We start from the raw sequence: 14,829 nt of genomic DNA on the forward strand, positions 1-14,829 counted from the left end.
GCCAGGGGACGCTGGCGTATTAGATTTGTGGCGCCCTGTGTTATTTCAGCGTCACGTAGGTGAGGAAGCTGACCGCGATAAGTTCGAGCAGGTGCATCCCCAGCGCGACCTGGCCCGCAATGGGGTCTGCGGCGTACAGCATGTTCATACTGCTGAGGAAAAATACCAGGCCGACGAGATTTTCGACCAGTAAGACGAGACAGAATCCGAGCAAGCCCAGCACCATCGTCGACCGGAACTGGCGGTAGTTCCGGAGCCAGACGAGCGAGATGACCGTGAGTAAGACGCTGTTGACGGCGGTCAGTGCGATTCCCAGTATCGTCGGCACACCCATCGCCATCGTCAGCTCACCTCCTCTGAGATCGTCTCGAAGGTCTCTTGATGTTGTTCGAACTGGTCCGTGAGGAAGTACAGCTTCCCGTAGTCGTGCTCGCTCGGTTCGACGACGTTGTGGTCTTCTAGCATATCCAGGTGGTGGTCTATCGTGTTGTAATTGAGGTCCAGTTCATCGGCGAGTTCGTTCGCGTTCCGCGGCCTGTCTGCTAGCTCTCTGACGATGCGAACCCTGTTTGCACCGCCGCGACTCCCAGCAAAGAGATACCACAGGGCCTTCTCCATTGAGTTGGTCCTATCAGATGGTGTGACAAAAGGGGTTTCGACATCTGTCTCCGCGTCGGGTGTCCTCTCGAGTTCGCTCCCCTGGTTCTCGTGGTACATTCTCCACCTGGTGTGCTATGTCTGCATCCGACTCTGAGGGCGTGCAGGAGCGTCAACCCATCGAGACGATAGGGCAGTTGACGGTCGCAGCACCCATCGCAAGGACGTTCGCGTCCGTTGCGGAGTCGAGGTCGGAAACGTCGTCGAAGTCAGCGTTGTCGTACGGATTGACCATCCACAGCGGCGAATAGCCGTCGTCACCGGGCACTGTCGCGACGACGTTGTGGGTCTGGTCGCTGCCTTCTTCGGTCATGAAGCCGGAGGCCGGGCCGCCGCCTTCCTGTCCTGGGTTCGTGTTGAAGCTGACGTAAATCGGCGAGAGTGGTATCTTCCCGTCGGAAGTCGCCTCGTAGGAGTCCTCTTCGAACAGGAAGTAGGAGACGACCTCGCCGCCGTACCAGCCGTCGACGACCGGTGCTTCGTCGTGGTCGTCGCCGAAGTGTTTCGAAGCGGTCGAGCCCTCGGGAACGACCGGGCAGTTCTTTATCATACCGGTCGGTTCCACGTCGTAGCCCGCCTCGGTGATATCGTCGACGCTGGTGACGACATTGGCCTCGTAGTCGTCGGGTACCGTCACCTTGTGGACGTGCCAGAAGTCGTTGTATCCATCGTCGCCCGGAATCACGTCGAGGACGTTGAGCTGCCCCTCTACGGGGTCGCCGTTCTCGTGGAACAGCGCGTAAATCGGTGCGGGCGTCTCCGGCTGGACGTCGAAGTTGTAGTACTCGACCATCTCACCGTCGGGACCGAGCCCCTTCGTGATGTGTGGCCCCTGGTCGAAGTCGACCGGTTCGTCCGGGGCAGGCAGACCATTCTCCTCGGTCCGAACCAATAGCGTCCCGGCCTCCTCGCTGAAGCGGTCGACGGTGGCCCGTGGTGCCTCGGACGGGTCCGTCGGCTCGGGTCCGTCGTCCATCTCGTCACTACCGTCCATCCCGTCGTCGCCGTCCGTCTCGTCACTGTCAGCCATCGAACCGTCACTCTCGTCGTCCATCGAGTCGTCGTCGGAGCCACCGAGACAACCCGCCAATGCGGCGGCTGTCGACGCTCCAGCTACCTGTATAAGTCGCCGTCGTGTCGTATTGTCGTTTGACATTGCAACTGCACCGTTCGACTGCTGTATAAAGTGGTTTTTTCAACATCGAGACAAATTCACGGGAACATCCCGCGTGAGACTATTGAAATTTCGTTCCAAATCGGTGGCGGTCTCGCCGGAGGGTTTAAATAAGGGACCGGTCCGAAGCGACCCCAACGTGTCACGCGCAGCCTATTCGGCGTCGACAGGGCGGCCGGTCGCAACATCTTGTGTGAGAATAGCACAGAAACCTCCGAACGAGCCGGATTTGGTCGGCGCGAAACACTACCCTTTTGACCCTCCTGCCGGTATGCGACAGTAATAATGGGCCGACGAAAGAAAATCGTCCAGGAATGTGAAACGCTGATGGATAAACCGGAGAACATCCGGAATATTGCGATTGCGGCACACGTCGACCACGGGAAGACGACGCTGACGGACAACCTGCTCGCCGGAGCAGGGATGATTTCCGACGACACGGCCGGCGAACAGCTGGCCATGGACACGGAGGAAGACGAGCAGGAACGCGGTATCACAATCGACGCGGCGAACGTTTCGATGACACACGAGTACGAGGGGACAAACCACCTCATCAACCTCATCGACACGCCGGGCCACGTCGACTTCGGCGGTGACGTGACCCGTGCGATGCGGGCCGTCGACGGCGCACTGGTGGTCGTCGACGCCGTCGAGGGCGCGATGCCACAGACCGAGACGGTCCTGCGCCAGGCGCTGCGGGAGGGCGTCAAACCGACGCTGTTTATCAACAAGGTCGACCGCCTTATCTCCGAACTGCAGGAAGGCCCCGAGGAAATGCAAGAGCGGATGACCAGCGTCATCCGCGAAGTCAACGACCTCATCCGGGGCATGACCGAGGAGATGGACGACATCGAGGAAGACTGGACAGTCTCCGTCGAGGACGGGACCGTCGGCTTCGGTTCTGCGCTTTACAAGTGGGGCGTCTCCCTGCCGTCGATGCAGCGCACCGGGATGGATTTTGGCGAGATTATCGACCTCGAACGCGCCGACAAGCGCCAGGAACTCGCCAAGCGGACGCCGCTTGCAGACGTCGTACTCGACATGGTCTGTGAGCACTTCCCCAACCCCGTCGACGCCCAGCCCCGTCGTATCCCGCGTATCTGGCGTGGTGACGACGAACTGGACGTCGCAGAGCAGATGCAGCTTGTCGACGAGGACGGCGAGGTCGTCCTGATGGTCACCGACATCGGTATCGACCCTCACGCCGGCGAAATCGCTGCCGGGCGTGTCTTCTCCGGTACCATCGAGAAAGGCCAGGAACTGTACGTCTCCGGAACTGCGGGCAAGAACCGCGTCCAGAGTGTCGGTATCTACATGGGCGGCGAGCGCGAGGAAGTCGACCACGTCCCGGCCGGCAACATCGCCGCCGTCACCGGCCTCAACGACGCCATCGCGGGCTCGACTGTATCCAGCGAGGAGATGACTCCCTTCGAGTCCATCGAGCACATCTCCGAGCCGGTCATCACGAAGTCTGTCGAGGCGAAGAACATGGACGACCTGCCAAAGCTCATCGAGACGCTCCAGCAGGTCGCCAAGGAAGACCCCACCATCGACATCGAAATCAACGAGGACACCGGCGAGCACCTCATCTCCGGGCAGGGCGAACTTCACCTCGAAGTCGTCACCCAGCGCATCGAGCGCAACCAGGGCATTCCGGTAACGACTGGCGAACCCATCGTCGTCTTCCGCGAGGCTCCACAGGAGGACAGCCGCGAGGTCGAGGGCATCTCGCCGAACCGTCACAACCGCTTCTATCTGACTGTCGAGACGCTCGAGCAAGACATTATCGACACGCTCAAACAGGGCAAGGCGTCGATGGACATGCCCGAACTCGAACGGCGTGAGGCCCTTCAGGATGCGGGTCTCGACAAGGACACCTCACAGAACGTCGAGCACATCCACGGTGCGAACATCATCGTCGACGACACGAAAGGTATCCAGCACCTCAACGAGACGATGGAACTCGTCCTCGAAGGGTTCGAGGAAGCGCTCAACGACGGCCCGCTCGCCGCCGAGCCTGTCGAGGGTGCGTTGATTACGCTCCACGACGCACGCCTGCACGAAGACGCCATCCACCGCGGTCCCGCACAGGTAATCCCGGCGGTTCGCCAGGCGCTGCACAACGCGCTCATCGACGCGAGGGTCAAGCTTCTGGAGCCGATTCAGGAGGTCCGCATCGACGTGCCTAACGAGCACATGGGTGCTGCAAGTGGTGAAGTCCAGGGCCGTCGTGGCCGCGTCGACGACATGTACCAGGAAGGCGACCTGATGGTCGTCGAGGGTGTCGCACCGGTCGAAGAGATGATTGGCTTCTCCTCGGACATCCGCTCGGCCACCGAGGGACGTGCCTCCTGGAACACCGAAAACGCCGGCTTCCAGGTCATGGCCGACAACCTCCAGCCGGACCAGATTGACGAGATTCGCGAGCGCAAGGGCATGAAGCTCGAACTGCCCGAGAGCATCGACTACTTCTAAGCCGCCGAGCGCCCACTGACTTCTCTCTTTTGCGGTTCTCGTCCGAGACAGCAGTGCGTGTTTCGACTCCCATCTGAGGAACCAGTGACCGAGCGCTGTGGCGTCAGATTTCGAAGACACGCGTCTTCGGCGCGATGTCGCGGGCAAACTCAGCGTCTGCGCTCCAGCTCTCGAGCGCCGAGGGCTGTACGGTCTCGGTGACGGTCTCGCCGGCGGAGACCTGTATTTCGACGGGGCTGTCTGCGTCGGCTGCGTCCGCGTACTCGACGACACCCCGAAACACGCCGTCCCGCTCGCCACGGTTTTCGACGGTTAGCCGTAGTCCGGTGTCGCCGTCGGTGTCCAGAATCTCGGCCGTCGTGAGACGAAACTCTGGGGCGGCGGCGAGGGTCTCGGTGACATCGTCGGGCAGTCGCCAGGCTGGCTTCGCTCCGTTCTGTAACACGAGTTCGGCCTCGTCGACGGTCTCGACGGGCACCGACAGCGCGTACAGGCGTGACCGGTCTCGCAACTCGGTCTGCACGGTAGAGCTGACGGTATCACCGTCGAGGCGGGCGTCGAATCGAACGGCAGACCTGTCGATGGACGCTGGAACGCTCCCAGTGACAACGAGCATCTGTCCGTCATCTGGTTCGTGTATCTCGCGCCAGGCGTGATGGTGAATCACGGACCGCTGGACACTGACAGCGTCGACGGCTACTCCGTCTCCGGCCTGTGTGCCGAGTTCGCGGGGTGTCGGCTCTGCCCTCGGCGTGGTCGTCTTCCCTGGGTCCTGGTCTGGCGTCGGTTCTGAGTCCGAGCCGTTCTGGCCGAGACAGCCGGCGAGTGCACAGACTGTCCCGCCGACTAGCTGGAGGGCACGGCGGCGGCGCATAGCCCGGATTCACTGTGGTAATATATCTGTTTTGTGATGGCTGTGTGAAAATCCGTGGGTGGGTCGTCTCGGTCCGTCGAACTCCTCGGCCCGTTATCCAGACGACTAAATGGCTGGCTCTGCTAGCTATAGGTATGGAACTCCGGGGCGAGCGCGAGTGCCAGTCCTGTGGCGTGCAGTGGTCGTACTACGAGACAGGCGAGATTACCTGCCCGGAGTGTGGCAGCATCCGGAGCGTCGGGCTCGACGAGCCGACGACACACACGGCAGGCAACACCGAATTCGAGTTGACTGCTGTCAGAGCCGAGGTCGACGACGTGGGTGTCGACCAGCTAGCCGACGACGCCGCGGCGGCGGCTCGAGACTATCTCCGACGTGTCGGGTTCGTCCACGCGGGAGAGCTACAACCGCTCGACGACACGGTTTTGGCGGCGAGTGAGTTGCGCCGGGTCGGCGCGACGCTCGGCCGCGTGATGCGCGTCGAAGACGAGGAAGAACTCTATCTGCTCGAACTGCTCCGACTCGCCGACCAGAACGACAGACCGTCAGCCGACGAGGTGCCAGAAACCCTGACACCAGAGCGCGGTCTCGCAGTTGCTGCCGCGGTCGATATCTATCTCACAGACCTGCGGCGCGTCCACGACGACCGAGAGACAGAAGTCGACCGGGTTCTCTCTGGGCTCCGGTCGCGGCGGAAACGAATCGAGGCGCTCGACGGGGATGTCGACCCCACGGAGGCCGAACAGCTTGTCAGAACCACCAGAGACGTCAGCGCGTACCTGCGCGAGGGCGACGAGGCGGCACTGGCCCGCGCGCTCGAACGGCTCTAACGCGTTACCAGGTCAGTTTCCAGGCCGCTTCCTCGTCGTGACGGGACTCCACGTCTTCGAGAGAGGGAACCGCGTCGTCGTCGCCGAGGTCTTTGACGATTCCTTTGAAGACGCCTTCTGCGAGCGGGACAGTGTAAGGCCAGTCACTTGAGACGGCGACCCGCGCCGCCCGCGCATCCTCGGTCTCGACGAGATACTGACCGCCCGGATGGGCCTCCTCGCCGCCACGGTGGGCCTGCTGGTGCATGTCGTTGAGCAGTTCGAGTCCGTCAGCGACACGCGTCACGTGGTCGGGCCACTCGACGGCCTGTGCGCTCGCGGCACCCCCTTCCTGCATCGTCGACGACCCCACCTGTCGGGCGATGCGCTGATAGGTGTCTGTGACTTCCGGAACCGGATACCACTGGTCGTACTCGATTTCCGTCGAAATATACTCCTTGAAAATATCTCGGACCTTCCGCTCGAACACCGGCGATACGTCTCCTGCACTTTCGACGAGTGATGCAATATACTGTCCACTCAGTTCGGCACTTGAGCTTGTCTCTGTCATCATCGGTCCAGTGCAGGTCTGTGTAGATATAGCTTCAGCATTAATATACAAGCAAATAGTAATTTTTCAAATCTCTGCGAATAATATTGAGTACAGGTATCTCATACTCAGATTCACCCACGTCCGGTCGTCGTCCGGTGAGAAACAGGAGTCGAGCTGGGCCGACAGCTACGGCAACTCGACCTCGGTGTCGGTCTGCAGGCTGGCCGCCTTGACGGTGTTATAGAGTAACATCGCACGCGTCATCGGGCCGACACCGCCCGGAACGGGCGTGATTGCGCTCGCTTTCTCTTTGGCGCTCTCGAAGTCCACGTCGCCGACCAGCGTGGTGCCGTCGCCGTCCTCTGCCTCGATGCGGTTAATACCTACGTCGATGACGACAGCGCCCTCTTTGAGCATCGACCCGTCGACGAGTTCCGGCACGCCAGCTGCGGCGACGACGATGTCGGCCTCACGCGTCTTGGCTGTCAGGTCGTCGGTGTGGGAGTGACAGACGGTCGTCGTCGCGTTCCCGCCGGGTGCGTCCTGGATGAACAGATTCACCATCGGCTTGCCAACGATGCGTGACCGCCCGACGACGACGGCATCTTTCCCGTCGGTGTCGACATCTGCGGCTGCGAGCAGGCGCTGGATGCCGTGGGGCGTACAGGGTTTGTACCGCGGATAGCCCGCGACGAGTCGGCCGACGTTCTCAGGGTGGAAGGCGTCGACGTCTTTCATCGGGTCGATGCGTTCGAGTACCTCCCGGTAATCGACGTGGTCGGGCACCGGTGACTGGACGAGAATCGCGTTCACGTCGTCGTCGGCGTTGAGGTCGTCGACAACCCCGAACAACTCACTTGCTGGGGCATCTGTATCGAGTTCTACGTCACGCGTCCCGATACCCAACTCTTCACAGTCGTCCTGTTTCATCGAGACGTACGTCTCACTTGCCGGGTCGTCGCTCATCAATACCGTCGCCAGTGTCGGGCGACTAGCGGCCGCTGTGAGCGTGTCAACACAGGACGTGAGTTCCTCTCGGAGCCCCGCCGCGACCGCGTTTCCGTCGATTATCTCTGTCATATCTATCCTCGCGTAGCGGTGGGTCTTGAACGTCTCGAATTGCTATCTCCCGTGGACTGTCGGCCGACCGGCCGGGACCACGTCTTGAAAGCGAAAGGACAATATCGAACGAGCGGCTCTAGAACTATTCAGAGCCACCCTGCTGCCAATGTACGCGTTCACCGAGCCACCAGAGATACTGTTTATTACGGGGAGAGAGGGGGATGCCGGCTCGCTGCCGTCGGCACTCGGCGACGAGCGGTCCCTGTCGCGCCTGACCTGGAGTAAAGAGACGGAGCCGCCTGCCGCCGACTGTGTCCTTCTCTCAGACACACTCGACCCCGAGCAGGTTGTCGACGTGACACGCTCGTTCGAGGCGAGCGACCAGTCGATTCCTGTCATCGCCTTCGTCGGCGACCGGGCGGGGTCTGTCGAGCGATTGTTCGATGCTGGCGTCACCGACGTAATTCACGCCTCGCCCGGGGCCACAGCGCCGGCGGTTATCGACCGCCGCATCGAGGCCGCGCTGGCCCTCGCCGAGCAGACGCCGGAACACACGTCCGAATACGACCAGACACCGCTGTTGCGGGAAGTAACAGAGAATATAAACGATGTCGTCTGGCTCACCCACGTCGAAGACGAGGCGGAAATTCAGTACGTCAACAACGCCTACGAGGAGGTGTGGGGGCGGAGTCCGGAACATCTCTACGAGGACCGCATGTCACTCCTGGAGACAGTCCATCCCGACGACCGCGAGCGACTTCGGGAGGCACTGCAAAAACAAGTACAAGACCCGGACAGCTACGACGAAATGTACCGTGTCGTCCGGCCAGACGGCCAGTTGCGGTGGGTCCACAGCCGCTCTGTCGGCATCCGAGAGGAGGGAGAACTGGTCCGTATCGTCGGTATCGTGACCGACATCACAGAGCGAAAGACCAACCAACAGCAACTCGCCGCTGAGCGTGACCTCGTCGAACGAATTCTCGAAACCAGTACCGTCGGCATCGTTGTCATCGACACGGACAGAACTATCGTCAGGGCAAACGAGCAGGCTGCTACCGTTCTGGGAACCAGCCAGCACGAACTCCAGGGCTGTGTCTACTCACCCGAAGACGTGCGTATCCGGGGGCCAGACGGCGATGAGCTCCCGGAATCGGCCTTCCCGTTCAACCGCATCAAGCGCACGGGAGAGCCACTGGAAGACGAGCAACTGGTCGTCGACCATCCGGATGGCGACGAAACCATCATCTCGGTCGACGGCGTGCCGATGTTCGACGACGACTCGCTCGAACGTGTCGTCCTCACTATCGACGACGTGACGGCCCGAGCGACCAGAGAGCAGCGACTGGAAGAACAGCGCGACGAACTCGCAGACCTAGACCACATCAACCGGATTATTCGGGGGGTCCAGAAGGCGCTTCTCAGCACCGAAACGCGCGACGAAATCCTCCAGGCAGTCTGTGAAAACCTGACGACTGCAGACCGATACCAGGACGCCGTTGCCCTCCAGTCCGTCGGCGAGGAGGCCCTCCATGCGACTGCCTGGACCGAGGGTGCCGGTGAGTTGGTCGACGCGCTCTTTTCGAAGAAGACCGCCGTGGCCCCCGCTGGCCCGGTCCAGCGCGCACTCGCGACCGCCGAGACACAGGTCTGTCACCCTGCGACAGCCGACAACCTGCCAGACGGCTGGCGGGGGGCGCTCCAGAGTGCGGCCGTCGAGTCGGTCGCAGCCATCCCAATCGTCTACGACGGCACCGACCACGGGGTCATCGTCGTCTTCTCGGCGGCGGACACCCCCGGTTGTGCCCGGAAGCGCTCGGTGTTCGACGAACTTGGAGAGACAGTCGGCCACGCGATTGCCGCCGTCGACAGCCGCCAGCGCGAGGAGACGCTGACCGCGCTGTACGAGGCGACCCGTCAGTTCCTCACTGCCGAAACCCCACGTGAGATTAGCGACGTTGCGGTCAACACGGCTACCGACGTGTTGGACCTTTCGGGAATCGGTATCTTCCTGTTCGACGAAGAAACGAATCTGCTCGAACCGGTCGCCGACACCGAGCAGTTCCTCGAATTTTTTGGGGAGTCTCCGGTGTTTGGCCCGGGGAAAGGCGACTCCATCACCTGGCACACCTACGTCACGGGCGAACCGCAGTGTTTCGCCGACGTGCGGAACTCAGACCGGCTTGCGAAGCCGGATACGTCCGCCCGCGCGTCGCTGTTGATACCGCTCGGTGAACACGGCGTCTTCGCCGCAGCCTCCCGGGAGAGCGGCGTCTTCACCGGTCAGCGTCGAAAGCTCGTCGGACTGCTCGCGACGACAGTGGAAACTGCACTCGACCGCGTCGCCGGGCAGGCCGACATCCGCGAGCGGGATGCGGCACTCGAAGAGCGGGCGAGAGAACTCGAACGCGCCGATCGGCTGCTGTCGGCCAGTCGGACGCTGATGGAAGTGATGCGTGACGCGACGACGCGACAGGAACTGGAGGCCGACCTCTGTAAACGACTCGTCGAGGAGACGGCGCTCTCGTTCGCGTGGGTGGGTCACCGTCCGGCAGACAGCGACACTATCGAACCCCGGTCGTGGGCCGGCGTTGAGGACGGGTATCTCGACGCCGTCTCCCTCGCCCCAGAGAGTGAAGAACCCGCGGTGCGGGCGGCCGACTCGGGTGTGGTAACGACGGTCTCGAACGTCGCGACGCAGATGCGTGAGCAATCGTGGGCGCGAGAGGCTATCGAGCGCGGCTTCCAGTCAGTTCTCGCTATCCCGCTCGGCTACGGCGAGACGGATTACGGTGTGCTCACGGTGTACGGCCCAGAGCCCACCGTCCGCGACGACGGCGTCACGGACCTGGTCGTGGAGTTCGGTTCAGCTATCGCCTACGGCATCAACAGTGTCGAAACCCGCCGGGGGATGCTCGCAGACGGAGCGACCGAGATAGAGGTTTCTCTCGGACAGACAGAGACGTTCCTCAACGCGATTGCGACCCTCGTCGACGAGCCGGTCAGCTACCGAGAGATAACACCGCTCGCTGACCGGGCGACACAGGTACTGTTCTCGCTGTCAGACCCACCCATCGAGCAGATACTCGCCCTCGACAGAGAGTTCGTCGCCGTCGAATCACTGACACACACCCGCCGGGAGAACACCCACCTGTTCCGGGCGACGCTTTCGGAGAAGACCGTCGGAACAGACATCCTCGACTGTGGCGGGATTCCACAGTCGGTCACCGCCACCCCAGAGACGACACGAGCGACGGTCAGACTCTCGACGGAGTTGACCGTTCGGGAGTTCCTCGACAGACTCGGCGACCAGTACGCCGAGACAGAACTCCTCGCCAGACACCCCGCCGGTGATACAGTCGAGGGCGGCAACATTCGCAGTGCCCTCGACGACCGCCTCACCGATAGACAGCGCGAGGTGCTGGTAAGCGCGTACGAGAGCGGCTTCTTCGAGTCGCCCCGCGAGACGACGGGCGAAGAACTGGCTGCCCTTCTCGACTTGTCACAGCCGACGGTTACCCACCATCTCCGGGAAGCTCAGCGGCGACTCTTCAGCTGTCTCCTCGACGATTGAACGCCGTCTAGATATTTAGCCCCTCAACGGGACTACCTCTTGTATATTAGCAATCATTTGTATGTACATCTTGCACTAATACAGAAGTGGCGACAGGAGTTCGGATACGCCTGTCGTACCCCGACTGTCAGAGGCACGACCACCCTTCAGGGGGACGGATATTTCTCTCTCCGTACTGTCCCAACTTTCACACGCTGCGTCGAGAGACGTTCAGTTACAGCTACTCGTACAGCGAGAACTCGTCTGTGAGTTCATCGACGCGCTCGCTCACGTCGTCTTTGACCGTCTCGTCGTCCGGTTCGTCGACCACGCGGGCGATGAGGTCTGCGACTTCCGTGATTGCGTCCTCGTCGAAGCCACGCGTCGTGAGCGCCGGTGTTCCGATTCGGATTCCCGAGGGGTCAAACGCCGAGCGCGTTTCGCCGGGGACGGTGTTGGCGTTGAGGACGATACCGACCTCTTCGAGCGCTTCCTCGGCCGCTTTGCCGGTGGTGTCCGGGTGTGAGTCACGCAGGTCGACCAACACGAGGTGGTTGTCTGTTCCACCCGAGACCAGCGAGAATCCGTGTTCTTCGAGGCGGTCGCCCAGTGCCGTCGCGTTGTCGACGACCTGCTGGGCGTACTCCTCGAACTCGGGCTGGAGGGCTTCGCCGAAGCCGACGGCCTTGCCTGCGATGTTGTGCATCAGCGGGCCGCCCTGTGCGCCCGGGAACACCGACGAGTCGATGTCGTCTGCGTACTCTTCGTCGCACATGATGATACCCCCACGGCCCGCGCGGACGGTCTTGTGGGTGCTGCCGGTCACGAAGTCTGCGACGCCGACAGGCGAGGAGTGGACGCCAGCCGCGACCAGTCCAGTGATGTGTGCGATATCGGCGAGGTGGTAGGCGTCGGCGGCGTCGGCGGCGGCCTGGATACGCTCCCACTCGACGTCTCTGGGGTAGGCGGAGTAGCCCGAGACGATGATGTCTGGGTCGAACTCCTCGGCAGCCGCTTCGAGTCCGTCGTAGTCGATGTATCCGGTCTCCTCGTCGACCTGATACTGTTCGACCTCGTAGGTCTGCCCCGTGAAATTTGCCGGGTGACCGTGCGAGAGGTGACCGCCGTGGTTCAACTCCAGGGAGAGAATCTTGTCGCCGGGTTCGAGCATCGCCAGATAGACGCCCATGTTCGCTTGCGTCCCCGAATGGGGCTGGACGTTGACGTGGTCGGCACCCCACAGCTCTTTTGCCCGCTCGATGGCGAGGTTCTCTATCTCGTCGGCGTGTTCACACCCGCCGTAGTATCTGCCGCCAGGGTAGCCCTCGGCGTACTTGTTCGTCAGTTCAGAGCTCTGTGCTTCGAGCACTGCTTCGCTGACGTGGTTTTCACTCGCAATCATCGCCAGCGTGTCGTTTTGCCGGTCTCGCTCGGCTTCGAGGGCGTCGGCGACGGCCTCGTCCGTCTCGCGCACCGTCTCGTAGCTCATGTCTTCACGTCCGAGGGTCAGGGCAATGAATCTACCTGTCCCGTCGTCGTTCGCCGCGACCGGTCACTCAGGGATGTCGACGCCAGTCACCTCGAAGCGCGCACCGCCGGTTTCGGCCGCGCGGACCGCGATACTCCAGCCGTGAGCGTCAGCGACGTCTTTCACGATAGCGAGCCCCAGTCCGGTCCCGCCCTCGGTGGCAGTATATCCCCGCTCGAACACTTTGTTCCTGTGTCCCTCGTCGATACCGGGCCCGTCGTCTTCGACGTAAAACCCCGCTCGCTCGCTCAGTTCACCGACCTCGACGGTAACCTCTCCCGGAGTGTGTTCGACAGCGTTTCGAAACAGGTTCTCGAAGAGGTGACACAGGCGGTCACTGTCGGCTTCGACGGTCATGTCGGTCGTGACCCGCACCACTGCACCTTCGGTCGGCACCTGACTCCAGCAGCGGTCGACGAGATGTGTCAGGCTAACCGGTCGCGGGTCGTCGACCGCCGAGCCCTGACGAGCGAGCGTCAGCATGTCCTCAACGATTGTTTCCATCCTGTCCAGTGCCTCCCGGGCCGGCTCTAGGGTCTCGGTCTCGCCGGTTTCGATTGCGTGTTCCGTTCGCAACGACGCGACGTTCAGCGGGTTTCGGAGGTCGTGAGACAGGATAGACGCGAACTCGTCGAGTCTGGCGTTTTGTTGTTCGAGTTCGCGGGCTCGCTGTCTGAGCTCTGTCTCTCGGTCGATACGGTCGATAGCGGCGACGGTGTGTTCGGCGAGCAGTTCGGCCAGCCGACAGGCCGTCTCGTCGAAGGCACCGACATCTTCGGCAACAATCTGAAACACGCCCCAGTCACCGAGCGGGAGACTGAGCGCAGACCGGTAGCGTGACTGGGCGGGCACATACCCGGCCGCGTGGAGGTCGTCAACGACGAAACTCTCACCCCGGCGATACGTGAGGCTCCCGAGATTGTCCTCTTTGTCGATGGGGGTCTCCTCGTAGTAGTCGTCGAGAGACATATCGGAGCCGACGGCTTTCGGGACCAGCGTGTCACCCACAGCCTCGTCGATAGTACAGATATCGAACGAGAGAATCTCCTCGACGGCCTCGACAGTCCTCTCGTAGACCTCCGTGCGACTCTCGCAGGATTTCATCTCTGTCGCCACGGTGTGTAATGCCTCAATCTGGCGGCGCTGGCGTTCCTTGGCCTCGGTACTCTCACGAAGCTGTGCCTCGCGGCGCAGGCGCTCTATCGCGGCTGCGAGTGAGCCGACGAGCAGTTCGGCGAGCCGTCTGTCCTGGCCGTCGAACGCCTCGGCGGCCGTCGACTGTGCCTGGAACACGCCCCACGTCCCGACGGGTATGGTGACCGTTGACTGGACGACCGGATGGCCAACCGCCTGCTGTGTTGTGTCACCCGTGACAGCTGGCTCGCCGGAGCGATAGACTCCTCTCATCGGCTCCGCCTCCAGTGGGAGTGTCGTCTCGTCGGGGTCGTACGGGCAGTCTGCCGACGCGGCCCGGACCCGGAACGCCGATTCGCCCGTCTCACAGAGCAGACACCGGTCGAACCCGAGCACGCCGACGGCGGATTCGATGACGATATCGAGTGCCTCGCCTGTCGTCTCTACCCGGTGTAGCTCGCGTGTCGCCTCGTGTAGCTCTTCGAGGGCGCGAGCGACCGCGCCGTTTTCGACAGCGTCGGGGGGCGGACAGCCGAGCACCTCTCCGTCGACTCTGAGGAGGTCGTACTTCGGGTTTGGACCGTCCCGGCGCTCGAACTGGACGGAAACCGTCTCCGGTATCTCTGTACCGACGAGCTTCTCGGCGTCGTCCTCGGCGACGAACTGTGTCACCGCCTCGCCAACGAGCGACTCCGAGTCTGTCCCCCCGGGGGTGACACGCTCGGTCAACTCCGGGCTCACGTAGGTCACTGTCCCGGTCATGTCGACAACAAAAACGGGGAGCGCAAGCTGTTCGACCAGGGTACGAAAGCGCCGAGAGTCGTTTATCACGCTCATTTTCGTCTAGCGACAGCGGTTGTGTTTCTAGTTGCCTCACAGCACAATTGTATAACTTTTGTGATTTATATAATCGAATAGAAATTATAATCGTTCGAACCCCTGCAGCGGTTGGTTTCAGAAGTATATTACTACTGTTATGTTATTTCGGGTATCTCTATAGGACAGACTCGTTG

Annotated in this window: 11 protein-coding genes; 3 read left to right on the forward strand and 8 right to left on the reverse strand. The window is 61.9% G+C overall.

The annotated features are described in order from the left end of the window. Positions 1-40: 40 nt before the first annotated feature. The 3 genes from BLR34_RS02170 to BLR34_RS02180 all read right to left on the reverse strand — a co-directional run bounded on the left by BLR34_RS02170 (position 41) and on the right by BLR34_RS02180 (position 1,813). Complete coding sequence (locus BLR34_RS02170; RefSeq protein ID WP_092698972.1) at positions 41-340, reverse strand: DUF8036 family membrane protein; 300 nt, start codon at positions 338-340, stop codon at positions 41-43. Positions 341-342: 2 nt separating this feature from the next. Beyond that, complete coding sequence (locus BLR34_RS02175) at positions 343-618, reverse strand: ArsR/SmtB family transcription factor (RefSeq protein ID WP_092699467.1); 276 nt, start codon at positions 616-618, stop codon at positions 343-345. A 151-nt stretch (positions 619-769) separates the two neighbouring features. Then, entirely contained in the window at positions 770-1,813 is a 1,044-nt protein-coding gene (locus BLR34_RS02180; protein ID WP_092698974.1) for a hypothetical protein, read from the reverse strand. A 303-nt stretch (positions 1,814-2,116) separates the two neighbouring features. On the opposite strand from BLR34_RS02180, the gene BLR34_RS02185 reads away from it, so the two are divergent. Continuing rightward, the gene (locus BLR34_RS02185; RefSeq protein ID WP_092698976.1) at positions 2,117-4,306 is read left to right on the forward strand and encodes an elongation factor EF-2; all 2,190 of its coding nucleotides are present in this window, start codon (positions 2,117-2,119) and stop codon (positions 4,304-4,306) included. 103 nt (positions 4,307-4,409) lie between these two features. Here BLR34_RS02185 and BLR34_RS02190 read toward each other — a convergent pair whose 3' ends face one another. Further along, positions 4,410-5,180 (reverse strand): hypothetical protein, encoded by a 771-nt coding sequence (locus BLR34_RS02190; RefSeq protein WP_092698977.1) that lies wholly within the window; start codon positions 5,178-5,180, stop codon positions 4,410-4,412. Positions 5,181-5,314: 134 nt separating this feature from the next. On the opposite strand from BLR34_RS02190, the gene BLR34_RS02195 reads away from it, so the two are divergent. Further along, positions 5,315-6,010: a DUF7117 family protein gene (locus BLR34_RS02195; protein ID WP_092698979.1), complete on the forward strand. Its 696-nt coding sequence runs from the start codon at positions 5,315-5,317 to the stop codon at positions 6,008-6,010. Positions 6,011-6,014: 4 nt separating this feature from the next. Here BLR34_RS02195 and BLR34_RS02200 read toward each other — a convergent pair whose 3' ends face one another. Both BLR34_RS02200 and BLR34_RS02205 read right to left on the reverse strand, forming a co-directional pair. Beyond that, complete coding sequence (locus BLR34_RS02200) at positions 6,015-6,560, reverse strand: hypothetical protein (RefSeq protein ID WP_143414105.1); 546 nt, start codon at positions 6,558-6,560, stop codon at positions 6,015-6,017. Positions 6,561-6,728: 168 nt separating this feature from the next. Beyond that, positions 6,729-7,622, reverse strand: coding sequence for a tetrahydrofolate dehydrogenase/cyclohydrolase catalytic domain-containing protein (locus tag BLR34_RS02205; RefSeq protein ID WP_092698983.1), 894 nt, complete (start codon positions 7,620-7,622; stop codon positions 6,729-6,731). Positions 7,623-7,770: 148 nt separating this feature from the next. On the opposite strand from BLR34_RS02205, the gene BLR34_RS02210 reads away from it, so the two are divergent. Next, positions 7,771-11,175: a GAF domain-containing protein gene (locus BLR34_RS02210; RefSeq protein ID WP_092698985.1), complete on the forward strand. Its 3,405-nt coding sequence runs from the start codon at positions 7,771-7,773 to the stop codon at positions 11,173-11,175. Positions 11,176-11,395: 220 nt separating this feature from the next. Here the strand turns inward: BLR34_RS02210 and glyA are convergent, their stop codons facing one another. Both glyA and BLR34_RS02220 read right to left on the reverse strand, forming a co-directional pair. Continuing rightward, positions 11,396-12,643: a serine hydroxymethyltransferase gene (glyA, locus tag BLR34_RS02215; RefSeq protein WP_092698987.1), complete on the reverse strand. Its 1,248-nt coding sequence runs from the start codon at positions 12,641-12,643 to the stop codon at positions 11,396-11,398. A 63-nt stretch (positions 12,644-12,706) separates the two neighbouring features. Then, positions 12,707-14,653 (reverse strand): ATP-binding protein, encoded by a 1,947-nt coding sequence (locus BLR34_RS02220; RefSeq protein ID WP_092698989.1) that lies wholly within the window; start codon positions 14,651-14,653, stop codon positions 12,707-12,709. Positions 14,654-14,829 lie beyond the last annotated feature (176 nt).

Origin of the sequence: Halovenus aranensis, from assembly GCF_900100385.1 — an archaeon.
GTDB lineage: Archaea > Halobacteriota > Halobacteria > Halobacteriales > Haloarculaceae > Halovenus > Halovenus aranensis.